The 26,429-nt window shown below is 70.8% G+C and carries 22 protein-coding genes; 19 read left to right on the plus strand and 3 right to left on the minus strand.

Annotation, left to right across the window (positions count from 1 at the left end; translation table 11 throughout):
* The 4 genes from QM638_RS07260 to QM638_RS07275 form a co-directional block, all read left to right on the plus strand.
* Positions 1-853, plus strand: an 853-nt coding sequence (locus QM638_RS07260; RefSeq protein ID WP_415141283.1) for an ABC transporter permease, incomplete at its 5' end; no start/stop codon positions are given.
* Positions 854-867: 14 nt separating this feature from the next.
* Positions 868-1,851, plus strand: a complete 984-nt coding sequence (locus QM638_RS07265) for an ABC transporter permease (protein WP_415141284.1) — start codon at positions 868-870, stop codon at positions 1,849-1,851.
* A gap of 37 nt (positions 1,852-1,888) precedes the next feature.
* The gene (locus QM638_RS07270) at positions 1,889-2,575 is read left to right on the plus strand and encodes a cysteine hydrolase family protein (protein ID WP_415141285.1); all 687 of its coding nucleotides are present in this window, start codon (positions 1,889-1,891) and stop codon (positions 2,573-2,575) included.
* Positions 2,572-3,150 (plus strand): cysteine hydrolase family protein, encoded by a 579-nt coding sequence (locus QM638_RS07275; RefSeq protein WP_415141286.1) that lies wholly within the window; start codon positions 2,572-2,574, stop codon positions 3,148-3,150. The genes QM638_RS07270 and QM638_RS07275 overlap by 4 nt, the downstream gene beginning before the upstream one ends.
* Positions 3,151-3,341: 191 nt before the next feature.
* Here the strand turns inward: QM638_RS07275 and QM638_RS07280 are convergent, their stop codons facing one another.
* Positions 3,342-3,932, minus strand: a complete 591-nt coding sequence (locus QM638_RS07280) for a TetR/AcrR family transcriptional regulator (protein WP_415141287.1) — start codon at positions 3,930-3,932, stop codon at positions 3,342-3,344.
* 235 nt (positions 3,933-4,167) lie between these two features.
* Here QM638_RS07280 and QM638_RS07285 point away from each other — a divergent pair, with 235 nt between their 5' ends.
* From QM638_RS07285 to QM638_RS07305, 5 genes are all read left to right on the plus strand, one after another.
* Positions 4,168-5,616, plus strand: coding sequence for an aldehyde dehydrogenase family protein (locus QM638_RS07285; protein WP_415141288.1), 1,449 nt, complete (start codon positions 4,168-4,170; stop codon positions 5,614-5,616).
* A 128-nt stretch (positions 5,617-5,744) separates the two neighbouring features.
* Positions 5,745-6,989, plus strand: coding sequence for an aminotransferase class V-fold PLP-dependent enzyme (locus tag QM638_RS07290; RefSeq protein WP_415141289.1), 1,245 nt, complete (start codon positions 5,745-5,747; stop codon positions 6,987-6,989).
* Positions 6,986-8,083, plus strand: a complete 1,098-nt coding sequence (locus QM638_RS07295) for an FAD-dependent oxidoreductase (protein WP_415141290.1) — start codon at positions 6,986-6,988, stop codon at positions 8,081-8,083. The genes QM638_RS07290 and QM638_RS07295 overlap by 4 nt, the downstream gene beginning before the upstream one ends.
* A gap of 68 nt (positions 8,084-8,151) precedes the next feature.
* Positions 8,152-9,609 (plus strand): gamma-glutamyltransferase, encoded by a 1,458-nt coding sequence (locus tag QM638_RS07300; RefSeq protein ID WP_415141291.1) that lies wholly within the window; start codon positions 8,152-8,154, stop codon positions 9,607-9,609.
* Positions 9,610-9,644: 35 nt separating this feature from the next.
* Positions 9,645-11,561, plus strand: a complete 1,917-nt coding sequence (locus QM638_RS07305; protein ID WP_415141292.1) for a primary-amine oxidase — start codon at positions 9,645-9,647, stop codon at positions 11,559-11,561.
* Positions 11,562-11,634: 73 nt separating this feature from the next.
* Here the strand turns inward: QM638_RS07305 and QM638_RS07310 are convergent, their stop codons facing one another.
* Entirely contained in the window at positions 11,635-12,357 is a 723-nt protein-coding gene (locus tag QM638_RS07310; RefSeq protein WP_415141293.1) for a GntR family transcriptional regulator, read from the minus strand.
* A 184-nt stretch (positions 12,358-12,541) separates the two neighbouring features.
* On the opposite strand from QM638_RS07310, the gene QM638_RS07315 reads away from it, so the two are divergent.
* From QM638_RS07315 to QM638_RS07335, 5 genes are all read left to right on the plus strand, one after another.
* Positions 12,542-13,486, plus strand: a complete 945-nt coding sequence (locus tag QM638_RS07315) for a PDR/VanB family oxidoreductase (RefSeq protein ID WP_415141294.1) — start codon at positions 12,542-12,544, stop codon at positions 13,484-13,486.
* 93 nt (positions 13,487-13,579) lie between these two features.
* Positions 13,580-14,908, plus strand: a complete 1,329-nt coding sequence (locus tag QM638_RS07320) for a Rieske 2Fe-2S domain-containing protein (protein ID WP_415141295.1) — start codon at positions 13,580-13,582, stop codon at positions 14,906-14,908.
* Complete coding sequence (locus QM638_RS07325) at positions 14,901-16,442, plus strand: glutamine synthetase family protein (protein ID WP_415141296.1); 1,542 nt, start codon at positions 14,901-14,903, stop codon at positions 16,440-16,442. Before QM638_RS07320 ends, QM638_RS07325 begins: the two co-directional genes overlap by 8 nt.
* 140 nt (positions 16,443-16,582) lie before the next feature.
* On the plus strand, positions 16,583-17,959 hold the full coding sequence (locus QM638_RS07330; RefSeq protein ID WP_415141297.1) for an amidohydrolase: 1,377 nt from the start codon (positions 16,583-16,585) through the stop codon (positions 17,957-17,959).
* Positions 17,956-19,383, plus strand: coding sequence for an amidase (locus QM638_RS07335; RefSeq protein ID WP_415141298.1), 1,428 nt, complete (start codon positions 17,956-17,958; stop codon positions 19,381-19,383). The genes QM638_RS07330 and QM638_RS07335 overlap by 4 nt, the downstream gene beginning before the upstream one ends.
* 134 nt (positions 19,384-19,517) lie before the next feature.
* Here QM638_RS07335 and QM638_RS07340 read toward each other — a convergent pair whose 3' ends face one another.
* Positions 19,518-20,525, minus strand: a complete 1,008-nt coding sequence (locus QM638_RS07340) for a hypothetical protein (protein ID WP_415141299.1) — start codon at positions 20,523-20,525, stop codon at positions 19,518-19,520.
* Between the two features lie 63 nt (positions 20,526-20,588).
* Here QM638_RS07340 and QM638_RS07345 point away from each other — a divergent pair, with 63 nt between their 5' ends.
* From QM638_RS07345 to QM638_RS07365, 5 genes are all read left to right on the plus strand, one after another.
* Positions 20,589-21,359, plus strand: a complete 771-nt coding sequence (locus tag QM638_RS07345; protein WP_415141300.1) for an amidohydrolase family protein — start codon at positions 20,589-20,591, stop codon at positions 21,357-21,359.
* Entirely contained in the window at positions 21,356-21,808 is a 453-nt protein-coding gene (locus QM638_RS07350) for a hypothetical protein (protein WP_415141301.1), read from the plus strand. The genes QM638_RS07345 and QM638_RS07350 overlap by 4 nt, the downstream gene beginning before the upstream one ends.
* 116 nt (positions 21,809-21,924) lie before the next feature.
* A complete protein-coding gene (locus QM638_RS07355; protein WP_415141302.1) occupies positions 21,925-23,490 on the plus strand; it encodes an ABC transporter substrate-binding protein in 1,566 nt (521 codons plus the stop codon).
* A 49-nt stretch (positions 23,491-23,539) separates the two neighbouring features.
* Complete coding sequence (locus QM638_RS07360) at positions 23,540-24,607, plus strand: ABC transporter permease (protein WP_415141303.1); 1,068 nt, start codon at positions 23,540-23,542, stop codon at positions 24,605-24,607.
* Complete coding sequence (locus QM638_RS07365) at positions 24,600-26,315, plus strand: dipeptide/oligopeptide/nickel ABC transporter permease/ATP-binding protein (protein WP_415141304.1); 1,716 nt, start codon at positions 24,600-24,602, stop codon at positions 26,313-26,315. Before QM638_RS07360 ends, QM638_RS07365 begins: the two co-directional genes overlap by 8 nt.
* Positions 26,316-26,429 lie beyond the last annotated feature (114 nt).

The following is a 26,429-nucleotide window of genomic DNA, read 5'->3' on the forward strand; positions in this document are numbered from 1 at the left end:
CACCGCGGGTACGCCGCAGCGGGCGCGGGCTCGACGCGTCCGGCCGCGGCGGCGCCCCACCGCGGAGGCGGTGGCCTTCGTGCTGCTCGCCGTCGTGGTGCTCGCCGCGATCGTCGGGCCCTGGATCTCGCCCTACCGAACCGACGTCGCGTCGGGGGAGCCCTACCTGCACCCGTTCTCCGGCGGGCACTGGCTCGGCACCGACAACCTCGGCTTCGACGTGCTCACCCGGATCCTGGCCGGCACCCGGATCAGCCTGTTCGCCGCGGTCGTGGTGACCGGCGTCAGCGCGATCTTCGGTCTGCTCGTCGGTGCCGTCGCCGGATTCGCCGGCGGCTGGGTGGACGCCGTCCTGATGCGGATCACCGACCTGTTCCTGGCCTTCCCGGCCACCATCGTCGCGATGGCCATCGTGGCCGGCCTCGGGCCGAGTCTGCACAGCTCGATGATCGGCATCTCGATCGTGTGGTGGCCCCTCTACGCCCGCCTGGTGCGGGGGGAGACCCGCCGCGCGGCCACCAGCCTGCACGTCGAGGCGGCCCGGATGAGCGGTACCCACGGCTCGCGACTGATGTTGCGTCACGTCGTCCCGACGGTGCTGCCCACGGTGCTGGTCACCGCCAGCATGGACATCGGCGGCGTCATCATGACGCTGGCCTCGCTCGCCTTCGTCGGTCTCGGCTCGCCGGCGCCCGCCCCCGAGCTGGGATTGATGGCCAGCGCCGGCATGCAGTATGTCATCGCCGCCTGGTGGATCCCGGTGATGCCGGGCATCGCGGTGGGCGTCCTGTCCCTGCTCTTCAACTACGTCGGCGACGGAGTCCGCTCCGTCCTACGCTCCCGGGGGGCCTGATCATGCTCCGCTTCGTGATCCTCCGCGTCGGCTCGCTGCTCGGGGTGCTGTTCGCGCTCTCCATCCTGGTCTTCCTGGTCAGCCACTTCGGTGGCGGCGATCCGGTGCACGCCTATCTCGGGGCCAACGCCTCGCCGGACGCGGTCGCCGCCATGCGATCGAAGCTCGGCCTGGACCAGTCGTTGGTCGCCCAGTACTGGCGCTATCTGACCCGGCTGGTGCACGGCGACCTCGGGATCAGCCTGAGCACCAAGCGCCCCGTCTCCGCGGAGTTGCGCACCCGGATTCCGGCGACGCTGGAGCTGGCGGTCGCAACGGTGGTGCTCTCGGTGATCATCGGGCTGATGCTGGCCCGGGTCTACGCCCTCAAGGGCCGCTTCGCCGGCGTGATCCGGTTCGTCCTGCTGAGCGCGGCCAGCGCCCCGGCCTTCCTGCTGGCGACCGCCGGCGTACTGATCTTCTTCGCCCACCTCGGCTGGCTGCCGGTCTCGGGCCGCACCTCCTACGGTGCGAGCAGCGGCCTGACCGGGATGTACGTCGTCGATGGGCTCCTCACCGGCAACCTGCCCTACACCGTCGACGCGCTCAAGCACCTGGTGCTGCCCGCTCTGGCGGCCGCGATCGGCCCGGGCGTGGCGCTGGCCCGGGTGCTCGCCGACGGCCTCGGCAAGAGCCTGGAGTCGGGCTACGCCCGTACCGCCCGATCGCTCGGCGAGACCGAGCCGCAGGTGCTGCGCCGGCACGCCTTGCGCAACGCCGCCAGCCCGGCACTGAGCCTGCTCGGAGTCCAGCTCGGGATGATGCTCTCCAGCCTGGTCGTGGTGGAGCAGATCTTCTCGTGGAACGGCCTGGGCCAGTTCCTGGTCTCGGCCATCAACGGCTCCGACACCAACTCCGTGGCGACCGTCAGCCTGGTGCTGGGTGCCGTGTACGTGCTGGTCAACACCCTCGTCGACGTGGGTCTTGCGGCCATCGACCCACGCGTCCGCCTGGCCTGACGCGATCCCAACCCTCGAATCGAAGGAGAAGTGCGCCATGCCCCAAGAACACACCCCTCTCCAGGTCGTCGACTGGTCGCCGGCCGATGAGCTCAGGCCGGTCGGCGACGTCGTCCTGGTCGTGGTCGACATCCAGGGCGGCGGGCAGAACAATCCCTTCGTCCCGAGCAAGCCCGAGCAGACGTTCATGCCGGGCCGCGAGGAGCGCAATCCGCGGGCGGTCGAGCTGGTGGCCGCCTTCCGCGCCAAGGGCGTGCCCGTGGTCTTCATCCAGGAGGTGCACAAGCCCTCGCTGGTCGACATCGGCCGCGAGCTCGACGGCAACGAGGGCGTGCACTGCGTCGAGGGCGACCCGCGCACCGACCTGCACCCCGGTCTGGACCCGCGGCCAGAGGAGTACCTGATCCGCAAACGCCGCTATTCGGCCTTCTTCGGCACCGAGCTGGACCTGGTGCTGCGGGGCTACGGCGCCCAGACGGTCGTGCTGATCGGGGGGATGACCGATGTCTGCATCCACTACACCGCTGTGGACGCCCACCAGCTCGACTACCACTTCCGCACCGTCACCGATCTCGTGGTCGGCTCGGGCCAGGAGCTGCACGACGCCGCGTTGCGTGCGATGAAGTACCTCCAGCGCGACTCCCTGGTCAGCAGCCGGTCCGTCCACGACTGGCTCGCCACCCTGCCCGCCGCACCTCTCGACCTCACCAAGGAGTCTGCATGAACATCCAGGGCAACACCGTGCTCGTCGTCGTCGACTTCCAGGGAGGTGACCTGACCGGTGCCGCGTCGTACACCCTCCAGCAGCGGGACAAGGCCGCCGCGATGGTCGCCGAGTGTCGGGCCACCGGAGTCCCGGTGGTGTGGATCCAGGAGGTGCACAAGCCGCACCTGACCGACATCGGCCGCGAGCTGGACGGCTCGGAGGGACCGCACTGCATCGAGGGCCACCCCGGTACCGAGATCGCCGCCGGGTTGGGCCCGGTCGGCGAGGAGTTCCACATCCCGAAGCGGCGCTACTCCTCCTTCGTCGCCACCGAGTTGGACATCGTGCTCCGGGCCTACCGGGCCGAGAGCCTGATCCTGATCGGCGGCTTCACCGACATCTGCATCCTCTACACCTCGGTCGACGCCCACCAGCGCGACTTCTTCCTCAACGTCGTCACCGACGTGGTCGCGGGCTCCAGCCAACAGGCCCACGACGATGCGCTGAAGATGATCCACTACCTGCAGCACAAGTCGCTGGTGACCTCCGAGGAGGTCATGGCCTGGCTGGCCGCGCGCGGCGAAGCAGCGTGAGTCGGGCGGCGGCGATCCCGGAGCGCACCGACCGGAGCCCGGACGCCAGCACCATCGGCCTGGTCACCGCGACCCACGGCGCGGGCGGCGTCCTGGTCGTCGTCCTCATCGTGCTGCTGGTGAACCGGCGGGAGCGCGAGACCGGGAGCAGCCGGGCCGTGCCACCGCTCACGCGCTGGCCTCGTCGGTGGTCAGCTGACGATCGCGCGTGCGGCCCGGGCGATCGCCGGGGCCAGCTCCTCGGGATCGAGGTCGGGGTTCTGCACCCGGCGCAGGACCACGCCCTCCACCAGGGTCATCACGACGTCGGTCGTCCGTTCTACGTCGGTGCGCCCCGACTCGGCCAGCGCGCCGGCGACCAGAGCGCGGTAGGCGGCGCGCAGGTCCTGGTACAGGTTCCGGTTGCCGAGCACCTCCTCGGTGCGTACCTCGGGCAGATAGCCGAGCAGGGCGATGTTCCACGGCCCCCCGCACAGCATTCGCACGTCGAACTCCACCAGTCGCACCAGCCGCTCGACGCCGCCGAGCCCGGTGTCGGCGGTCAGCTCCGCGGCCAGGTCGACCGAGGGCCGGACGGTCTGCATCATCACGGCGACCAGGATGTCGGCCTTGACCGAGAAGTGGGTGTAGAGCGACGGCTGGCGCAGGCCGGCCTTCATCGCGATGTCGCGGGTGGTCGTCCCGGCGTACCCGCGAGTGATGAAGAGCTCCGTCGCGGCGTCGACGATCCGCTGGCGCCCCTCGCCACGGCGCAGCGCCTCACTGGAGGTAGACGATGCCATGGCGCGACCCTATCCGGGCCGCTGCCGGCTGATCGGCCCCCCGGGATGGAGAGTCCGCGGGTCGGCCCTTCCGGCACGCGGCCGAGCGCACCCGTGCGGATCCATAAAGTGATAATTTGGATCCAGTCGTCGATCGGGCGACCTGTGCTCCCGGGTCACGATCACTCGTGACCGTGCGAATCCCCCACAACCGCTCGACCTCTGATAGCTGCGACCAACCCCAAGGAGAGTTCCCATGCGTGCCGACCTTCCCGCGCTGGCCGCCGAGCAGCCGTTCTACGTGGATGGTGCGTGGAGAGGTGGCGGCGATCTCTTCGAGGTGGTCGATCCGGCGACCGAGGAGATCCTCACCCGGGTGCCGCAGGCCACCGCTGCCGATGTGGACGACGCTGTCGCGGCGGCCCGCAGCGCATCGGATGCGCGCAGTTGGACTGGCCTGGCGCCGCTGGAGCGCGGCCGGATCCTGAACCGGATCGCCGAGCTGATCGAGGCGGAGCTGGAGGAGCTGGCCGTCCTGGAGACCCGGGACAACGGCAAGCCGATCGAGCGTTCACGCGCCGACACGGCCACGGCCGCGCGGACCTTCCGACACTTCGCCGGTGCTCCGAGCCGCCTGCTCGGCACCACCATCCCGATCGACGGCGGCGCCCACCACGTCTACACGACGCTCGAGCCGGTCGGCGTGGCAGCGCTGATCCTGCCGTGGAACTTCCCGATCATGACCGGCGCCTTCAAGATCGCGCCGGCGCTCGCCGCCGGCTGCTCGGTGATCGTCAAGCCGGCCGAGCAGACACCGCTGACGATGCTCCGACTGGCTCGGCTGGTCCACGAGGCCGGCGTTCCGGCGGGCGTCTTCAACGTCGTGACCGGCGATGGCCGGGTCGGCGCGGCCCTGGTCGACCACCCGGGCGTGGACAAGGTGTCCTTCACCGGCAGCACGGCGGTGGGCCGGATGGTGGGTGAGGCCGCCGCCCGGCGTTTCAAGAAGGTCACCCTCGAGCTGGGCGGCAAGAGCGCCAACATCGTCTTCGCCGACGCCGACCTGGACGCTGCGGTGACGACCGCGATGCGGGCCTCGTTCGGCCACTCCGGGCAGATGTGCACGGCGGGCAGTCGGATGCTGGTGCAGCGCTGCATCCTCGAGGAGTTCACCGAGCGGTTGGCCGCTGCCGCTGCGCGGGTGCCGATGGGCGACGGCCTCGCCGGCGGGATCTCGGTGGGACCGCTGGTCTCCGCCGAGCAGCGCGGCCAGGTGCTCGACTACATCGAGAAGGGATGCGCCGAGGGTGCCCGGCTGCTCGTCGGCGGCGATGCGCCGGAGGGCTTCGGCTACTACGTCGCGCCGACCGTCTTCGCCGGTGTCACCAACGACATGGTGATCGCCCGCGAGGAGATCTTCGGCCCGGTGGTGGGCGTGCTGGACTTCGAGGACGAGGCCGACGCGGTTCGGATCGCCAACGACTCCTGCTACGGCCTCGCCGCCGGGGTGTGGACCCGCGACCTGAGCCGGGCCCACCGGGTCGCCGCCCAACTCCAGGTCGGCACCGTCTGGGTCAACACCTACAACGTCTTCGACCCGGCGCTCTCGTTCGGGGGGCTGAAGGAGAGCGGCCTCGGCCGCGACCTCGGTGACGAGGCGTTGCTTGCCTACGTCGAGTCGAAGGCGGTGGTCGTCGCGCTCTGAGCGCGTCGGCGCGGACGCAGTGGGCTCCGGGCGGCGACACATGCGACCCACCGTGGCGCGGGTGAGGACGATGAACTAGAATGGATCCATTGATATTGATCTTGGATCCCAAACAGGATGGACGCAACGTGGACCTTGCGGTGGAGACCGACTCCTCCGAGGCCGGAGGCCCGGCGGCGGCGGTGGTCGACGTGGCGGCCGAGCGGGCTCGTACGGTGGGGGTGTCGTACTCCCATCACCTCAACTCCGCCGGCTCCGCACTCCCGACCGGGGCGGTCGTCGAGGCCGTCGTCGGTCACCTGCGCGAGGAGGAGCGGGAGGGTGGCTACGAGGCCTCCGCGGCTCGGCGAGCGGATGTCGAGGCGATCTACGCCTCGGCCGCCCGGGTGATCGGGGCCCAGGCCTCGGAGATCGCGCTGTTCGACAGCGCCACCACCGGCCTGCGGGTCATCGTCGATGCGTTGCGCTTCGGGCCACGCACCCGCTTCCTGGTCAGTCGCTCGACCTACGTGAGTCATGCCCTCCATCTGCTCAGCATCTCCGCGGAGACCGGCGCGGAGCTCGTGGTCGTGCCTCCTGGTGACGACGGAGCACTCGATCCCGACGCGCTGGAGAAGTTGCTCGCCTCCGGCGATGGCCGCGAGGACGTGGTCTGCGTCGCCCACATACCGACCTCCTCCGGGCTCGTCGAGCCCGTTGCCGAGATCGGTGCGCTGACCCGTCGGTACGGCGTGCGCTACCTGCTCGACGCCACTCAGTCGGTGGGGCACCTGGCGGTCGATGTCGACGCGATCGGCTGCGATGTCCTGGTCACCACCGGGCGCAAGTTCCTCCGCGGCCCGCGCGGCACCGGCTTCGGCTACGTGCGTCGCTCGTTGCTGGAGACGCTGACCCCGGTGGCCCCCGACGTGCGGGGAGCGGTGTGGAGCGGAGACCGCGAGTGGCATCTGGCCGACACGGCTCGGCGTTTCGAGACCTGGGAGTCCTCGGTGGCCCTGCGACTCGGTCTCGGCGTCGCCCTCGACGAGCTGCTGGAGCGCGGCATCGAGGTGACGGCCGGTCACCTGGTCCGCACCGCGGCCGCGATCCGCGCCGGCCTCGCTGGGATCGGCGGCGTCACCGTTCAGGATCCCGCCGCGTGCGGATCCGGCATCGTCACCTTCACCGTGGACGGGATCGGTGCCGACGACCTCAACCGCCGCCTCGCCGAGGCGGGCGTCCGGGTCGTCTCGGTGCCGGCCAGCCACGGCCAGTGGGACCTCGGCTACCGGGGCGTCCCCTCGGTCGTGCGTGCTTCCGCGCACGTCTACAACGACGACGCCGACACGGCGGCACTGCTCGACGCCGTCGCCACCGTCGCGGGCCGGGCATGAGTGTCCGCGACACCGACGTCATCGTCGTCGGTCTGGGCATCCACGGGTCTGCGGCGGCGTACGAGCTCGCCCGGCGCGGCGTCGGCGTGATCGCCCTCGATCAGTTCGAGGAGGGACATCGCCGCGGCTCCTCCCACGGCCGCACCCGCATGATCCGGCGCGCCTACCCCCACCCGGTGTGGAACGACCTGGTGGCGCGGGCCTTCGACGGCTGGGAGCGTTGGTCGTCGGCCGGTGGTCGCACCCTGGTCCGCCGTACCGGCGGCCTCTATGCCCACCGCGGCGTCGCCCAGCTTCAGGGCCCGGGCTGCGAGCTGGTCGAAGACCCCGAGCGGATGCGCGAGCTGATGCCCGCCTTCGCGGTGCCGGGCGGCTTCCGCGCGGTACACGATCCCTCCGCCGGCGTCGTCGAGGCCACCACGGCGCTGGAGGTGGCTCGCGCCGGTGCGCGCGTGGCCGGCGCCGAGCTCGCCTTCGGCGAGCGAGTGCTCTCCTGGGCGCTCGCCGGGGGCGGTGTCGTCGTCGACACCGACCGTCGCACGCTGCGCGCCGGGCGGCTGGTGCTCGCTGCCGGTGCCTGGGCCGGCCGAGTGCTGCCGCGTCTCGCGAACCGCTTCGAGGTCTGGCGCATCGTGACCGCGACACTGCGCGCCGGGCAGGAGGTGGGCACGCCGCCGGCTCTCGGCGCCTTCTCGGTCGACCGGCCCGAGGGTCTCGTCTTCGGCATCCCGGATGCCGCCGGCAACGGGATCAAGGTCGGGGTGGACGCCGGTCCGGTGTGGGATCCCGACCAGCCGCCGACGCCGCCGACCGCCGCCGAGGTCGCCACCCTGGTCGACCTGATCACCGGGTACGTTCCCGGTGTGGACCCCGATGTCGTCGAGGCGACCTCGTGCCTGTACACCATGACCGAGGACCGGCGCTTCCTGCTCGGCCGGCTGCCGGGCCAGCCCGCCGTGGTGGTCGCGGCGGCATGCTCCGGACACGGCTTCAAGTTCGGCCCCGCGGTCGGGGAGGCGGTCGCCGACCTCGCTACCGGCGTCGACCGACCGGACCTGGACTTCATCGGTGTCGATCGGTTGGCAGTCCAGTGAGCGCGGTACGTCGAACTGTCGCGTTGGCCGCCCCCCATCCGGCGGCCGTGGATGCTGCCGAGGAGGCCGTGCGGCGAGGAGGGAACGCCCTCGACGCGGCCCTCGCGGCGGCCGCTGTCCTCACGGTCGTCTATCCACACCAGTGTGCGTTGGGGGGTGACCTGATCGCCCTGATCCGATCACCCGGGCAGGAGGTCGCCACCGCGGTGCTCTCCGCGGGCGCCCAGCCTCGCGGCCTCGACATCGGTGCGCTCACGGGCGCTCCCATGCCCCGTCGCGGCATCCGTACGGTCACCATCCCGGGCGTGGTCGCCGGCTGGTCGGCGGTGGCCGGCCTCGGTGCGCTGCTCCCGCCCGGCTCGGCGCTGATGAATGCCGCGACGCTCGCCGCGGAGGGAGTCGAGGTCTCGGCGGGCTTGGCGCGCGGCCTCGCCGCCCAAGCGGACACCGTCCTGGCCGACCCGGGCCTGCGCGGGGTCTTCGCACCGAGCGGCACGGTCGCTCGGGAAGGGGACGTGATCCGACAACACGCCCTTGCCGCCACCCTGCGCGAGCTGGCGACGGATCCGGACTCCTTCTATCGCGGCCCGTTGGCCGCTCGGCTCGCTGCTGGCCTCGCGGCCCTCGGCGGCGACCACGTCGAGGCCGACCTCGCAGCCCATCGCGCCGAGGTGGTGCCGGCGCTCGAGCGTGAGATCGACGGCACCCGCTGGTCGGTGGCCCCGCCGCCGTCACAGGGTGCGCTGCTCCTGGGCGTCCTGCCCGCGGCTCTCGACGGAGTCCGCGCCGGGGCCGAGGCGGACCCGTTGGTGGCGGCCTGTCTGCGCGGCATGGAGGTGCGCGACCGCGAGCTCGGTGACCCCCGCGTGCTGCCGGTGGACGTCGAGGCCATGATCGCGCTCGCGATCGCCGACGGCGTCGTCACGCCACCGGCGGGACGGGCGCTCGGCGATACCGTCGCGATCACCGCCGTCGACTCCGATGGGCTTGCCGTCTCCCTGATCCAGAGCGTCTTCCAGACCTTCGGCGCCGGTCTGCTCGAGCCCGGCACCGGCATCGTGCTGCACAACCGAGGCGCCGCCTTCAGCACCGACCCGGCCAGCCCGGCCTACCTTCGTCCCGGCGCCCGGCCACCGCATACCTTGTGCCCGGCCCTCGCCGTCTCGACCGAGCGACTCGTCGCGCTCGGCTGCCAAGGCGGCCGGGCGCAGGCCTGGATCCTCGCCCAGGTCGCCGGTGACCTGCTCACCGGCGCGAGGCCGCTCGCCGAGGTCTTGGGCAGGCCCCGCTGGGTCGTGGGTGCCCGTGACCTCGGTTTCGACCACACCGTGCTCCTGGCCGAGCCCGGACTTCCCCGCTCGATCTCCGACGCCGAGGCGGTCGGCGTCCCGGTGGTGAGCACCGAGGGACCGGTCGATGAGGCCGGACACGTCCAGGCCGCCGTCCTGGAGCGCGACGAGGGTCTCCTGGACGCCGCCACCGACCCACGCGCCGACGGTCGCGCCAGCGTCGTCGCCGTCTCCTAGCACGCCATGACCCACCCGAAGAGGAAGCAGAGACGATGAGCACCCGCCACTGGACCGACCCGCTGACCCTTGTCGAGATCGCCGAGGTGGTCGCGCTCGTGCGGGCCGACCCGCGGATCGGCGAACGGCCGAGGTTCTGGGGCATCGCCGTGGAGGAGGGGATGGCACGCGCTCTCGCACCGGGTCAGGGCCGGCCCGTCAGGCTGGTGGTGATGAACCCCCAGGCGCACGCTGCGTGGGAGGTCGCCGCATGGGCCTCGGGCAGCGACCGCGCCGCCTCGGTGGTGTCGTGGACGCCGGTCGACGCCGAACGTCCTGGTGTCTCCAGCGAGGAGGCCCGAATGGTGGCCCAGGCCTGCCGCGAGGACGCGGCCTTCCAGGCCGCGTTGAAGAGGCGCGGCATCGATGACGTCTCGCTGGTGTGGGTCGACCCGGAGTCGATCACCGGGTTCGAGCCCGAGGACCTGCAGCGCCGCCGGCTCTCCTGGGGCACGGTCTGGCACCGCGAGACCGAGGACGACAACGGTTACGCCCGCCCGGTCGCCGGACTGGTCCCGATCGTCGACCTGGAGACTCTCGAGGTGCTTCGGATCGAGGACCACGGGGTCGTCCCGATGGCCTCGGAGACCGGCAACTTCCGCTCCGGCACGTGGGGTGAGGACCGGCATGTCGCGCCGCTGGAGATCGTCCAGCCCGAAGGACCCGGCTTCACCGTGGACGGGCAGCTCGTCACCTGGCAGAACTGGTCCTTCCGGGTCGGCTTCACCCACCGTGAAGGTCTGGTGCTGCACGACATCGTCTATCACGACGGCGACACGACCCGTCCGGTGCTGAAGCGTGCCGCGGTCAACGAGATGTACGTCCCTTACCTCGATCCCGACCCGACGGCGTACCGGAAGAACTTCTTCGACTGGGGCGAGTACGGCGCCGGCCCGTTGACCGCCTCCCTGGAGCTGGGCTGCGACTGTCTCGGCGAGATCCGCTACTTCGACGCCGCCGTGCTGAACGGCCACGGTGAGCCGCGCACGATCGCGAACGCGATCTGCATGCACGAGGAGGACTTCTCGATCCTCTGGAAGCACGTCAACACCCGTACCGGCGAGGCCGACGTACGGCGGGCGCGCCGACTGGTGGTCTCCGCGTTCGCCACCGTCGCCAACTACGACTACGGCTTCTACTGGTCCTTCTACCAGGACGGCATGATCGACCTGGAGATCAAGCTCACCGGCATCCTGTCGGTCTCCGGCATCGGTGACGGTCAGCAGCCGGAGTACGGCCGGATGGTCAGCCGGAACGTGCAGGCACCCAACCACCAGCACTACTTCGGTCTGCGCCTGGACATGGCCGTCGACGGGCCGCTCAACCGGCTCTACGAGGTGCACGCCGAGGTGGAGGAGGACGTCGCCCTCAACCCCTACGGCAACGCCTGCAAGATGGTCCGCACCCCCATCCGCTCGGAGTCGCAGGCGGCGCGCACCACCGACCCGTCGCGGGCGGTGCACTGGCGGGTCGAGGGCACCACCCGCACCAACCGGTACGGCGACGCGACGGCCTACCGGGTCACCCTGCCCCACACCACCCGACTCTTCGTCCGGCCGGGCAGCGTGGCCGAGCGGAAGGCACCGTTCGTCGCCAAGCAGCTGTGGGCCACGGCGTACGACGCCGACGAGCGCTTCATCGCTGGGGAGTACCCGAACCAGGCCCCGCTCGGCGAGGACGGCGTCCAGGTCTGGCAGCGCGCCGATCGCTCCCTCGAGGGTGCCGAGCTGGTGCTCTGGCCGGTCGTCGGCGTGCACCACGACCCGCGGCCCGAGGAATGGCCGGTCATGCCCGCGCACCGGATGGGCATGCGGCTGGAGCCGGACGGGTTCTTCGACCGCAACCCCTCTCTCGACCTGCCGGAGCCGAAGAAGGCCCATCGGGTGGCCGAGGGCGGCGCGTGCTGCCACTGAGCCGAGCGCGATCGAGACGGAGGCGAGCCGAGCCCCGGCCCGTCCTGGCGGGCGGTCGGCTCGCCGCCGCGACTCAGCCGCGGAAGACCGTGGAGGAGCGCTGCTCGTACCAGTGGGCGAGCTGCTCGCCGGCCTTGATGACGTGTTCGCGCATCTCACTGGCCGCCTGGGCGGCGTCGCCATCGGCGAGCGCCTCCAGGATCCGCTCGTGCTCGCGGAAGTTCTCCTCGCGATGCCGGGCGTCGGTGACGATCAGCTGGGCCGAGACGTTTCGCGGGAAGGTCGCGTTGATGTCGTCGATCGTCTTGGCTAGCCGGGCGCTGCCCGAGATCGACGTGATCAAGGTGTGGAACACGTCGTTGCTGCGCCGGTGTGCCGGCGTGTCCGAGGCGGGGTCGGCAGCGGCGGCCACGGAGGCGTCGTACATCTCCTTGTTGGCGGCCCGCAGGTCCTCGACCTGCGCTCGGGTGATCCGGCTGACCGCACGTGAGGCGGCGAGGGCCTCGAGCTCGGCCCGGATCTCGTACGCCTCGCGCACCTCCCAGGGAGCGGGCACGCGCACCACCGCGCCGCGGTGTGGCAACACCTCGATCAGGCCGCCCGCCTGGAGCTGACGCAGGGCTTCGCGGATCGGGGTGCGGGAGACGCCGTAGTCACCGGCGAGCTCGGCCTGGCGGAGCTGGGCGCCGATCGGGATCTCCCCGGTCATGATCCGGGCCCGGATCCGGGCGGCGAGGTCGTCGACCAGGGCCGCGCCCGACTTGGCAGCGGTCGTCGGCGGGTCGGTCAGTGTCATGCCCATTCTCCTGGCGGTGACGGGGATCCGCTGACGGCGTCCTGTCGCGGACACGGGGTCGCGGTCATGTTCGCCGCACCTTAACAGAGGACGGCCGTCGTGGACCCAGTTCGTAATGAGGTGTGTGTAGTCTTTCCCGTATCGGATCCGAACAATATAAGGTTGGATCCAAATTAGGGGAGACATGACATCGAAGCGCGACTACACGGTCCGCGGGCTGCGACTCGAGGCCGAGGGCGTCCTCTCCGTCGAGCTTGTTCCGGCGGACGGTGGGATGCCGCCAGCCTGGGAACCCGGCGCCCACATCGATGTCGTCGTCGGCGATGGCACCGTGCGGCAGTATTCGCTGTGCGGTGAACCCGGAGACGACGCCCTGCGGGTGGCGGTGCTCCGCGAGCCCGCTGGCCGAGGTGGGTCCCACTGGATCCATGATCGCCTTCGACCCGGCGACCGGGTCGCCGTCGGCGGTCCGCGGAACCACTTCGCGCTCCGGCCCGCTCCCTCCTACCTGTTCGTCGCCGGGGGCATCGGGATCACTCCGCTGCTGCCGATGATCCGGGCGGTCGACGGCTCCGGCCTCGACTGGCGACTGCACTACTACGGGCGTCTCACCGCCACGATGGCCTTCCGTGGTGAGCTCGCGGCCTACGGTGACCGCGTCGCACTCCACCCGGCCGGTCCGGCGGTGCGACCCGAACCGGGCACCCTGCTGGCGAACGTCGGCGAGGAGGCGCTGATCTACGCGTGCGGCCCGGCTCGGCTGGTCGAGGCGCTGGCGGGCGCCGCCACCTGCCGCGGGTGCTGCGGCCGGTTCCTCACCGAGCTCTTCGCGGCTCCTGAGGACCAGGCGCCACGCGAGCGCGGTGCGTTCACGCTGCGCCTGGAGCGCAGCGGCACCGAGGTCGAGGTCCCGGCCGATCGCTCCGCGCTCTCGGTCCTCACCGATGCCGGCGTGGACATCCTCCGCGACTGCGAGGAGGGCATCTGCGGAAGTTGCGAGACACGGGTGTTGGCCGGCGCGGTCGACCACCGCGACCACGTCCTCACCGCCCAGGAGCGGGCCGCGAACGACTGCATGATGCTGTGCGTCTCCCGCGCGGCCGGTGCGCGGCTGGTGCTCGACCTGTGACACCCGGCCCCACCGACCAGCTGGCCTCGGGCGTCCCCTCGCCGGGGCCGGCTCCCTCACCTTGATCTCTCTCGACCCACGACGGAGGAAGCAGTGCTGCGCAAGGACGACAACGACAAGCTCACCCAGACGGGGCCGGGCACGCCGCTCGGCGGACTGATGCGAGCGTACTGGCAGCCCGCCGGGCTCGTCTCGGAGATGCCCTCGGAGCGGCCGGCGAAGGCGGTCCGCCTCTTCGGGGAAGACCTGGTGCTCTTCAAGCGCGGCGACGGCTGGGGCCTGATCAGCCGCTTCTGTGCGCACCGCGGTGTGGACCTCTCCTACGGGCGCCTCGAGGACGGCGGCCTGCGCTGCCTGTACCACGGTTGGCTCTACAACGACGAGGGCCGCTGCGTGGAGCAGCCGGCCGAGCCACCGCACAGCCGTTTCCTCGACAAGATCCGGATCTCGAACTACCCCTGCGTCGAGCGGAACGGGATCATCTTCACCTACATGGGTGCCGGCGACCCGCCGCCGTTTCCGGCGTTCGACTGTTTCACCGCGCCGGACGAGTACACGTTCGCCTTCAAGGGCCTGTGGGAGTGCAACTGGCTCCAGGGGCTGGAGGGTGGCATCGACCCCAGCCACGTCTCCTTCCTGCACCGCTTCGTGGGCGAGGACCCGCGTGAGGTGTACGGCCAGCAGTTCAGCGAGGAGGTCGAGGGCACCGGCCAGAAGCTGTCCAAGCTGGTCGGCGATCACTATCGCCCCGACATCGAGGTGGAGAGCGCCGAGCACGGCCTGCGGGTCTTCGCGGTGCGCAAGCTCACCGAGGAGGTCACGCACGTCCGGGTGACCAATCTGATGTTCCCGAACGCGTTCGTGGTGCCCTTCGGCAACAACCGCGTCTTCACCCAGTGGCACGTGCCGATCGACGACGAGAACCACTACTGGTACATGATCTTCTACGACTTCAACGAGGTCGTCGACAAGGAGACGATGCTGCGGCAGCGACTCGAGGGTGTCTCCCTGCCCGACTATCGGCCGCGGCGCAACCGTGGCAACGACTGGGGCTTCGATGCCCGCGAGCAGAACGAGCTGACCTACACCGGGATGGGATTGGACATCAACGTCCACGATCAGTGGGCGGTGGAGAGCATGGGGCCGATCCAGGACCGCACCCAGGAGCGCCTGGGCGTCTCCGACCGTGCCGTCACGGCCAACCGGCGCCTCTTGCTGCGTGCCGTCGAGGCCTTCGGGGCCGGTGGCCCGATCCCGGCGCATCCGCTCGACGAGACGGCGGCGGCCGGGTACGTCGGACCGCGGGCCGTCGACATGATCGCGCCGAGCGAGGACTGGCAGGAGCGTTGGGCGGCGAGGGAGGAGGAGCGCCGGGAGGCCTCGCCATGGTTCCGGTCGCAGCCGGAGGTGGCCGATGCATGAGGCCATGCGCAACGCGGACGAGCGACGGGTCGCCGAGGGCGGTGGCGGCGCCAGCGCCCGGCCGATGCTGGCCAGGGACCGCGGTGGCTTCATCGACCGGCACGACCTGTGGACCGAGGTCCAGTACGCCGCCGCGGCGCAGATGCGGCGGGTGGTCGACGAGCTCGGCATCGAGATGGTGCGCTTCGGGTTCGTCGACCAGCACGGCCTGCTCCGCGGGAAGACGCTGGCCCGCGGGTCGGTCGCGGCCGCGATGCGCTCGGGCCTGACCGCGCCCAGCTCGCTGCTGCTCAAGGACACCTCAGGGATGTCCGCCTTCCCGGTCTTCTCCGCGGACACGGGCGTCGGCGTGGCGGGCTTCTCCGGTGCCGGCGACATCGTCCTGGTCCCGGATCCGACGTCCTTCCGGGTGGTGCCGTGGGCCGAACGGACCGGTTGGGTGCTGTGCGATGTGCGGTTCCCGGACGGCTCGGTGGTGCCGTTCTGCAGCCGGAGCCTGCTGCGGGACCAACTCGGCGTGCTCGCCCGCCGCGGCTACCGGATGACCGTCGGTGCGGAGCTGGAGTTCCACGTCTTCCGCGATGTCGGCGAGACGATGAGCGCCACCCGGGTCGGCCGGCCGGGCGCGCCCGGTCAGCCAGCCGTGGTGGCACCCACCACGGCCGGGGCGCAACTCCTCCACGAGGAGGGCCTCGACGGCCTCGACGACCTGGTTCAGGGACTCCGCCGAGGCCTGAGCGCTCTGGACCTGCCGCTGCGCTCACTGGAACTGGAGTTCGGTCCCAGCCAGCTCGAGCTCACGATGGAGGCCGCGGACGCCGAGGTGACGGCCGATGCGGTGGTGGTGTGCCGCAGCGCGGTGCGCCAGATCGCCCGCAGGCTGGGCTACCACGCCACCTTCATGTCGCGTCCCCAGGGTGCGGAGACCGCATCGACCGGATGGCACCTCCACCAGTCCCTCACCAACGTTCACACCGGCCGGGCTGCCTTCCCTCCCGATGAGGACGACACCGGGGACGTGCTCTCGGTCACCGGCCGTTCCTGGCTGGAGGGGATCCTGCGGCACGCCGCGGCGGCCGCGGCCTTCGCCACGCCCACGGTCAACGGCTACAAGCGGTACCAGCCCTTCAGCCTCGCCCCCGACAGGGTGGCCTGGGGAGTCGACAACAGGGGTGCCATGGTCCGGGCCATCGGTGGTCCCGGCGATCCGGCCACCCGACTGGAGAACCGGTCGGGTGAGCCCGCGGCGAACCCGTACCTCTACATCGCCTCGCAGCTCGTCAGCGGGTTGGACGGCCTCGCCCGCCGGCTCGAGCTGCGCCCGCCCACGACCGATCCGTACGCCGCCGACGCCCCGCCGCTGCCGCGCTCGCTGGGGGAGTCGACAGCCGCCCTGGAGGCCGACGAGGCGTTCCGCGCGGCCCTCGGCCCCGCGGTGGTGAACTGGTACGTGCACCTCAAGCGGACCGAGTACGAGCGCTATCTGTGCCACGTCTCCGACTGGGAGCAGCGGGAGTACTTCGGCATGTTCTGAGAACACGTTCCACGCGCGGCGCTCCTCCGGCGCGGCGCCGAGATGTGGTCCGGCTGCCGTCGACCGGGGGTGCCGTGTCGGCGGAGAATGGATCCATTAGAATCCGCAATGTATCCATATGTGCGCGAGCAAGGGGAGTCATGCCCTGCACCGAACCGGCGAGTTCGTCGCCGATCGTCGACGGCGCCACGGTCTACCACGCCCGTGGAGTCGTCACCCTCGATCCCGTGATGCCGTACGCCGAGGCGTTCGCGGTGCGGGACGGACGTCTCGTCGCCGTCGGTGCGCTGGCGGATGTGGTGGCCACGGTGCCCGCGGGTACGGCGACACAGGAGCTCGACGGCATCGTCCTGCCCGGCCTCATCGACGCTCACCTGCACATGCAGCGGGCCGGGCTCAAGGCGCTCGACTACCTCTCCGCGGATGACGATGTGGAGGCCTTCATCGTCGCGATGCGAGACAGCTTCGACGACGACGGTCCCGAGCATCCCCCCTTCGCCGATCGCGTGCGGGCGCTGGAGCGGGTGCAGCCGTTGTTGCACTCGCTGGGCTTCACCGGCGTCATCGACCCCGCCGTCACTCCCGAGGAGATGCGTGGCTACCGAGCCGCACACGCCCGCGGACTGCTCACCATGCGCACCCTGGCGATGCCCTATCTCGAGCTGGGTTCGGCGGCCGTCCCCGACGTCGATGCGGCGATCGCCCGCCTGGACGGCGTCGGCCTCGGCACCGGCTTCGGCGACGAGATGCTGCGTCTGGGCCCCATCAAGGTCTACGCGGACGGCGAGGCGCTCGCGGGCCAGGCGCTGCTGGAGCAGCCATGGGATGACGGCGAGTACCACGGGTTGCAGCGCATCGGCACGGCCGATTACGAGCGCTTGGTCGCCTGGTGTGCGACGCACGGCTGGGGCGTGGGCAGTCACGCCGTCGGTGGAGCGGCCGTGAGGATGGTCGTCGGCGCCGCCGAGCGCGCCGGCGCCGACCTGAGCGACCTGCGCTTCCAGGTGATCCACGGCTACCTGGAGCTCTCCGCCGAGACCATCCGGCGCGCCGCCGAGATCGGCATCATCGCGTCGGTGCAGCCCTCGATCATCTGGCACAACGGTGCCGGGCTGCGTCGCCGTCTCGGCGAGCGCGCCGAGACGGCGAACCCGGTGCGCAGCTGGTTGGACGCCGGCGCGTGCGTCGCCTTCGGGTCGGACGGCCCCTACTTCGCGTTCGATCCGCGCCATCTCATGTGGCAGGCGGTGACCCGCCGAGTGGCTGGCGAGGCGCGTCCGCTCGCCGTGAGCGAGGCCATCGACATGGACGAAGCGCTTGCCGCCTACACGACCGGCGCGGCCCATGCCGCGCTCGCCGAGCGCGAGCGCGGTGCGCTGCGGCCCGGGTATCGGGCCGACTGGGCGCTCTGGAGCGCGGACCCGACCGCGGTGCCGCTCGACCAGGTGCGCGACCTGACCGTGTCGCGCACCGAGGTCGGCGGCCGCACCGTCTACCGGAAGGACGACCACCGATGATCGATACCCCGCTGTACCGATGGAGCGCGCGTGCACTCGCGGCCGGCATCGCCCGGCGCGAGATCTCGGCGGTCGAGGTCATGCGCGCCCACCTGGACCGAATCGCCGAGGTGGAGTCCGACGTCGCCGCGTTCGTCTCGATGGTGCCCATCGCGGAGGCCATGCGGATGGCTGAGGAGGCGGACACGGCGGTCGCCGCTGGCGAGCCCATCGGCCCGTTGCACGGTCTGCCCACGGGGGTGAAGGACCTCATCGACGTCGCCGGACTGCCGACCTCGCACGGTTCCGGCGCCTACCTCGATGCGCCGCCGGCGACGACGGACAGCGTGCTCGCCGAGAGCCTGCGCCGCTCGGGAGCGCTCATCATCGGAAAGACCAACACACCCGAGGTCGGACTCGGCACCCTCACCTTCAACCCGGTTCGCGGTGTCTGCCGCAACCCCTGGGATCTCTCGCGACACGCGGGTGGGTCCAGCGGTGGGGCGGGCGCGGCCCTCGCAGCGGGGATGCTGCCCATCGCCGACGGCTCCGACAGCGGCGGCAGCATTCGCTATCCGGCCTCGTTCTGCAACATCGTCGGGCTCCGGCCCACTCCGGGCACCGTGCCGACCGGGCGGCTCGGCAACGGTTGGGACCCGCACGGCGTACTCGGGCCGATGGCGCGGGACTCCGCCGACGTCGCCCTCCTGCTCACCGGGATCTCGGGACGGGACCGTCGCGCGCCGTTGTCCTGGGTGTCCGATGCCGGGATGTTCGCCGCCGCCGGTGCCCTTCCTCCCACCGAGCTGCGGCTGGGCTGGAGCCCCGACGTGGGTGGCCTGCCCATCGACCCGGAGGTGCGTGGTGTCCTGCGGCGGGCGCGCGAGCTGCTCGAGGCCGCCGGGGTCGAGATCGTCGACGTCGAGCCCGACCTCGCCGGTGCCGACGAGTGCTGGCAGGCGATCGAGATGTTCGGCTTCGGAACCGACGGCGTCGCACGCCTTGCCGAGGGTCGCGACGGCTTCCGTGAGGACTACCTGCGCAATGTGCGTGAGGGCCGGGCCCTGACCGCAGACGAGTACGCCGCGGCGCTCGCGCGGCGTACCGAGATCTTCCGGCGCACGGCCGAGGTGCTCACCGGGGTGGATGCGGTGATCTACCCGGCGACGCCGGTCGCGGCGCCCGCCGCGGAGCTCGAATGGGTGCGGGAGGTGGACGGCGTCGTCTTCGACCGCTACTTCCTCTGGCAGCGCGCGGCCTGCCGGCTCACGGTGACGGGCCACCCCGTGCTCGCGACGCCGGCGGGCTTCACCGAGACCGGCCTCCCGGTGGGGATGCAGGTCCTCGGAGCATCGCGCGGCGACGCGCGGCTGCTCGCCATCGGCATGACCATCGAGTCGGTCCTGGGTCACGTGGGCCGCGTCCCCACCGGCATTCCGGGGTAGCGCCGCCGGGCAGGTCTCGGGGAGGTGAGCTGTGCGGGTGCCCATCGTTCCACCGAAGCCCCGATCGGTCGGCGACTCGCGACCGCGATGGTCGGTTCCGCGGCCACCGCACCCCGGCCCCGTGCGGGATCGACTCAGCCGCGGTCGAGCAGGAGTGCTGGCCGGTTCACCAGCATGTCCCGCAGGCGCTCAGCTGGGACTCCTGCCCGCGCGAGAGCCGGCACGATGCGCCGTGCGACGTGGCCGTAGCCCATGCCGCCGTGACGGCTGAGCTGGCCCTTCGTCCACACCGAGCAGGACAGGGTGATCGGGCAGGACGGACGTGCGGCGATCAGGTCGAGAAGGAAGTGGATCCGCTCGTCGTCGTTGGCGTCGTGCGCGTCGTCGCCGAAGTGGTGCTCGCTCCCGAAGGCGAACTCGACGACCACACCCGCGTCCACGATGTCGGTGACGTAGTCCAGCTCGCGCACCTTGTCGATGTTGCAGAACAGGATGCGCTCGGGCGCGAGCTCGGTTGCGATGAGGATGTCCGCGACCTCCGGGCCGAGTCGCGCAGCGGCATCGAGGCGGATGCTCACGGGCCTCCCGTTCGCGGCCGCCGCTCGTCCCGCCGCGCGCAGCGCGCGTAGCTCCGCGGGCGTGAGCTCGGCACTGGTGCCGAGTAGCCCGAGCAGGCCGGCGCGGTAGTTCGTGCCGGGAACGGCGATCTCGAGGGCTCTGCGGAAGTCGGCCTCCATCTCGGCCTCGGTGAGATCGCGCCACCAGGAGGGGAGGGTCTTGTCGATGTAGCTGCCGTACGCGGCGATGATCGTCATCCCACTGCGCCGGGCCACCTCCGGCAGCTCAGCGTGGTGCGGCCCCATGCCGTGCGAGGTCGCCTCGATGATCGTGCCGATCCCCGCCTCGACGGCGAGGCGCAGCTCGGCGACGGCGTCGTCGGCCGAGTCCAAGGCGAGGTTGTCGGCGAGCGAGAGCCAACTCCATCGAAGGTCGCCGAGGATCTCCGGACGGATCGGGCCCTCGAGCCGGCCGCCTTCGCGGGTCGGCCGGAGCAGCACCGTGCTGTCGGTGAGCACGTGCTCATTCGTGGAGACGTGGCCGAGGGCCTCGGCGGACACGGGACCGAGCACCGACTCAATCATGCAATGTATCCTAAACCATCAATTATGGATCCGTTCTGGCCTCATCGAGCGAAAGCGAGCGGCATGATCATCGACGCCTACAACACCACGCAGGACGTGCGCGGTCGATCGGACTACCTCACCGGGGCACGGCCGGGGGAGGAGCCCCCGGCGTACGTCCCTTTCGACCCGCGGCGCATCCTGGACCGGATGGACGCGGCGGGCGTCGACATGGCGATGGTGTGCTCACTGGCGCAGCGCATCGAGAACGACTTCGTCATCGGCCTGCAGGACGCCTATCCGGAGCGTTTCATCGGCTTCGGTCAGGTGATGCCGCAGGCCGACGACGCGTTGAGGGAGATCGACCGACTCGCCGAGGCCGGCATCCGGGGACTCAAGCTGCACCCGAGCATGCACGGCTATCACGTCGCCGATCACGGCCTGCTCGACCCGGTGTTCCGCGCATGCGCGGAACACGGCATGACCGTGCTCATCAACGCGCTCGATGACGCGTTCTGCGCACCCTTCGCGATCGAGGAGATCGCCAAGGGCCACCCCGACGTGCCGACGGTGATCGCTCACATGGGGGCGGTGTGGAACGTCCCCGAGGCCATCATCGTGGCCGAACGACGGGAGAATCTCTACCTCGAGACCAGCGCGACGCTGATGGCGGACGTCAAGCGTGCCTACGCCCGGCTCGGTGGCGAGAAGATCCTGATGGGTTCGGAATGGCCCGGTTCCGATTTCGACATCGAGCGGCTCAAGATCGCCAAGGCGATCCCGGACGAGACCGACCGAGAGCTCGTCGAGGGCCTCAACTTCGCGCGTCTCCTGCGGCTCGAGGTCGGCGCATGACCGGTTCTCGTCCGCCGCTGGCACGTCCGTCGGCGATGGGTGACGACGACGCCGAGCTGTTGATGGCCGCCCGACGACTGCTCGAGGACCGCTATCGGGAGGGGCGTCACGAGGTGGCGACGGCCTGGCGGATGGCGGACGGTGCGATCGTCACCGGCATCCATGTCGACGGATCCGCACGTCGCAGCGCCGTCTGCGCGGAGGGGGTGGCTGCGGGGAACGCGATCGCGCACGGTGCCCGGCCCGACGACCCGCCGGGCGTCGAGGCGATCGTCAGCGTGTTGCGCCGCCGCTCGGGGAGTTGGCATCTCATCGAACCATGCGGCGTCTGCGCCGAGCTCATCACGGACTACTGGCCCGACGCCCGGGTCTGGGTCGGCCGGCGCGACGAGATCGTCCAGGTGTCGGCCCGCGAGCTCCTTCCGGTGAAGTACGAGCGGGTCTGGTGATGTAATCCAAAGGAAACAATTGTGGATGCATAATGGTCTCAAGTGGATCCGATTTAGTGCGGCGACGGCTGCACGCTCTCGTGCACCACATTGTGAAGAGATCCCGAGGAGATCACGTGATCGTCAGAAAGACCCTTGCCGTCGCGCTCGCCAGCGCCGCCGGCCTCGCCCTGAGCGCGTGCGGCGGCACGTCGCCGCTGACCCCGTCGAGCGGCGGCACCGCCACCGGCACGATCAACACCGAGCTCTGGTACGCGCCGACCGGCTTCGACCCCTCCCGGGCCTCCGCCGATGCGGACAAGGACGTCGCCCGGTTGGGCTTCGACACGCTGCTGCGCCGGGGTGAGAAGAGCGGCTACATCGGTGGCCTCGCCAGCTCCTGGAAGGCCGTCTCGAACACCGAGTACACCTTCGACATCCGCGACGACGCCACCTGCTCCGACGGCACCACCATCACGCCTTCGATCGTGGCCGCCTCGCTCAAGCACCTCGCGACCTCGAAGAACTCCTCGGCGCAGACCAACAAGATCGCCATCTTCGGCGCGGGTACGCCGACCTTCACCGCGGACGACCAGAGCGGCACGCTCACCGTCAAGCTCAGCGAGCCCTACTCCGAGGTGCTCCAGGGACTCACCGACGCGACCTCCGGCATCATCTGTCCGGCCGGTCTCAAGGACCCCAGCGGGCTCGAGAAGGGCACCGTCGACGGCGCCTGGTCGGGTCCGTACACCCTGACGAAGTTCAAGGCCGGGGTGAGTGCCACCTACACACTGCGCGACGACTACGACGCCTGGCCGGCCTGGACCGATGTCACCGGTACGCCGGCCAAGACGATCAACGTCACGGTCTCGACCGACTCCAACACCAGCGCGAACCTGCTTGCCTCGGGTGGCATCGACATCACGCGCTTCTACGACTCCAACGCCGAGCGCTTCACCAAGAGCGACGCCTACTCCTACGTCACGATGCCGAGTTCGGCGTACACGCTCATCCTCAACGAGAACGCCGGCGGCATGTTCGCCGACGACCAGGCGCTGCGCACCGCGGTCGCCCAGGCCATCGACCCCTCCGGGTTCAATGCCGCCGGACTCGACGGGCTGGGCACGGCGTTGACCACCGTCGATCCGTCGACGGTCTCCTGCACCATCGACGGATCGTCACTGCTGCCCCAGGTGGATGTCGACGCCGCGAAGCAGGAGCTCTCGGGCAAGACCATCCGGCTGCTGGCGATGTCCAACTGGGACGCGGCGATCGACTACCTCGCGGCGGCACTGCGGGCCGCCGGGGCGACGGTCAAGGTGTCGACGCCGGACGCGAGTGAGTGGCAGACCGAGATGCGCACCGAGCCCGACAAGTGGGACATCGCACTCAACGCCACCACGGTGAGCGACCCGCTGAGCGAGACGATCGCCACCTACGTCGGTCCGACCGTCGACAAGGGCGGCCGCAACATCGGCGGCGCGGACAACGCCAAGGGCTACCGGGACCTCCAGGCCGCACTCCGCGCGACCGATGAGACCACGCAGTGCGCGGACTTCGAGGCCGCGCAGAAGACGATCCTCACCCGGATGGACATGGTGCCGCTCATCACCGACACGCACTACGTCATCGCCCGCAAGGGCTTCGCCTCGACGGTGTTCTCCGGCTACTGGGACATGTCGTCGATGCGCATCACCAGCTGAGCGCGGTGACCCGCACACCGCCCGGGCCGGACCAAGCAGGAGAAATCGGATGAGTCACTCCGCGGACACCAGCGCGAGCATCGTGCCGTCCGACCCGGGCGCTCCCGGGGGTCGACCGGAGGTCGGCTCTCGGGGGCTCCGGGCGGGCAGCCTCGCCGGTGCGTGGCGCCGGTTCCTCGCCCGCCGCCTCATCGGGCTGGCCGTCAACCTCGCCCTCCTGGTCGTGGTGACCTTCGTCATCGTCCGACTCATCCCCGGCGATCCCGCCTCCGCGATCGCCGGGGAGGGCGCCAGCCAGGCCCAGGTCGATGCCGTGCGCGTCGAGCTCGGTCTCGACAAGCCGCTGCTCTCCCAGTTCATCGACTACGTGCTCGGCGTGCTGCACGGCGACTTCGGCACCTCGTTCCATTACCAGATGTCGGCGATGGACCTGGTCATGACGGCGGCGCCGTACACGGTCCTGATCGCCTTCGCCGCGCTGGTGGTCTTCCTGCTGGGCGGCCTCGCGATCGGCGCGGCCGTCGGCATCGTCACCCGCGGCGACCGGCACCGCCTGCTGGACCATCTCTTCAACGTCGGAGCGGGCCTGCTCGCCTCGATCCCCGCCTACGTGCAGGCGACGCTGCTGATCGTGGTCTTCGCGGTCTGGCTCGCCTGGCTCCCGCCCGCGTACTCACCCGCCTATGGGCTCGCCCAGTCGGCGGTGCTGCCGGTGGCGGCGCTGAGCCTGGGCTGCATCGCCTCGGTGGCCCGCATCACCCGTCGCGAGGTCGCGGTCGTGCTCGAGCAGGACTACATGCGCACCGCCAGGGGATGGCGACTGCCGTCCCGCACGCTGTACGTCAAGCACCTGCTGCCGAATGTGCTCACCACGGCGCTGACGCTGTCGGGCATCATCCTCACCGCCCTGCTGGGTTCGGCCCTCATCGTCGAGGCGGTGTTCGCCTGGCCCGGGCTGGGAACGGTAGTGGTGCAGGCCATCGCGCAGTTCAAGGACTATCCGGTCATCCGCGCCGCGGTCTTCGTGATCGGAACGATCTCGCTGCTGTTCACCCTCGTCATCGACATCGTCCTGGGCATCCTCGACCCGCGGACTCTGGGAGACCACCGTGGCTAGCCTTCTCAAGCGCCCGAGCATTGCCGCTCGCCGGCGGCGCGGCGGCGGCTCGCCGCTGTTGTTCGTCGGCTTCGGGATGCTGGCCGTCCTGGTCGCCATCGCGATCCTCGCGCCGCTCCTCATGAGCCATGCGGCGACGACGCTCACCGCGGACGCCAACTCCGGGTCCACCGGTGCGCATCTCCTCGGTACCGACACCCTGGGCCGCGACATGCTCGCCCGCACCCTGGTGGCGACCCGCGAGACCCTGCTCGCCGCGACGCTCTCCACCGCCCTGGCGGCGATCGTCGGCATCGGCCTCGGCGTCGCCGCCTGGTTGGCCCCGCGCCGCGTGCGTGAGGTCACCCTGCGGCTCATCGAGTTCTGGGTCTCCTACCCGACGCTGCTGGTCGCGATCATCGTCGCCGCGGTCCTCGGCCAGGGTCTGGTGCCAGCCGTGTTGGCGATCGGCTTCGCCAACGCCGGTGGCTTCGCGCGCCTGACCGCCAACCTCACCGCGGGCATCGCGGCGCGCGAGTACGTCGTGACGGCGCGGCTGATGGGCGTGCCCGCGATGCGGATCGCGGCGCGGCATATCGTGCCGAACACGGCCGAGCCGCAGCTCATCCTCATCGCCCAGGCGTTCGCCGGCGCCCTCGTCGAGCTCTCCGGCCTCTCCTTCATCGGCCTCGGCGCCCAGAGCCCCTCCTTCGACTGGGGCGCGTTGCTCAACGAGGGCGCGGCGAAGATCTACACCAACCCGATCCTCATCGTCGGGCCGTCGGTCGCGATCGTCTTCGGCTCACTCGCCGCGCTCTTCGTGGGCGACGGGCTCGCCGCTGCCGCCAACCCGCGCACCAACGTGCGCCGCGCCCGGCTGCTGCGCAGCCCCGAGGCGAGCCCCGCGCCGCCCGTCGCCGACGCGCTGCTCTCCCTCGACCATCTCACCGTGCGTCACGAGAGCAGCGGACGCGAGCTGGTCTCGGACGTCTCGCTGAGCATCCGCCGAGGCGAGATCCTCGGCATCGTCGGTGAGTCCGGCTCCGGCAAGTCGGTCACCGCCTCGGTGGTGGCCAAGCTGCTCGCCGAGGGCCTGACGGCGACCGCGAGCAGGGCTGAGCTCGCCGGGACGGACCTGTTCGGCCGGGTCTCGGGCCCCGAGATGGCCCGTCGCGTCGCGATGGTCTACCAGGATCCCGGTACGGCGCTCAACCCCGCGCTCACCCTCGGCAGCCAGCTCACCGACGTACTCTCCCGCGTGCTCGGGTCGACGCGACGCGCGGCCCGCGAGAATCTCATCGACCGGTTCCGCGACGTGCTGCTCACCGACCCCGAGGGCCGGATGAGGCAGTACCCGCACCAGCTCTCGGGCGGGATGAAGCAGCGCGCGATGATCGCGTCCGCGATGAGCACCCGTGCCGAGCTGCTGATCGCCGACGAGCCGACGACGGCCCTCGACGTGACCGTGCAGCGCGAGGTGCTCGCCCTGATCAAGCGCATGAACTCGACGACGGACACCTCGGTGCTGTTCATCTCCCACGACTTGGGCGTGGTGCGGGCGTTGTGTGATCGCGTGCTGGTGATGAAGGACGGAAGGATCGTGGAGACCATCGACGACGTCGCGCACATGACGCCCCAGGGCGTCGCGCATCCGTACACGCGCCAGCTGCTCGAGGCGACGCCGGTGGTGCAGACCGCCGGGTCCGGCGCCGAGGAGGTGGCCGGATGAGAAGCCCTATGTCAAGCCGCCCCGGTCTGGCTGGCGAGGAAGCGTTGCAGGGCGCGGTGTCGGGCGGGGTCGTAGGCGAGGTCGTCTTGCCAGCAGTGCCAGATGATGTGGAGC

The organism is Nocardioides sp., from assembly GCF_047606145.1.
In the GTDB taxonomy this organism is placed as follows: Bacteria; Actinomycetota; Actinomycetes; order Propionibacteriales; family Nocardioidaceae; genus Nocardioides.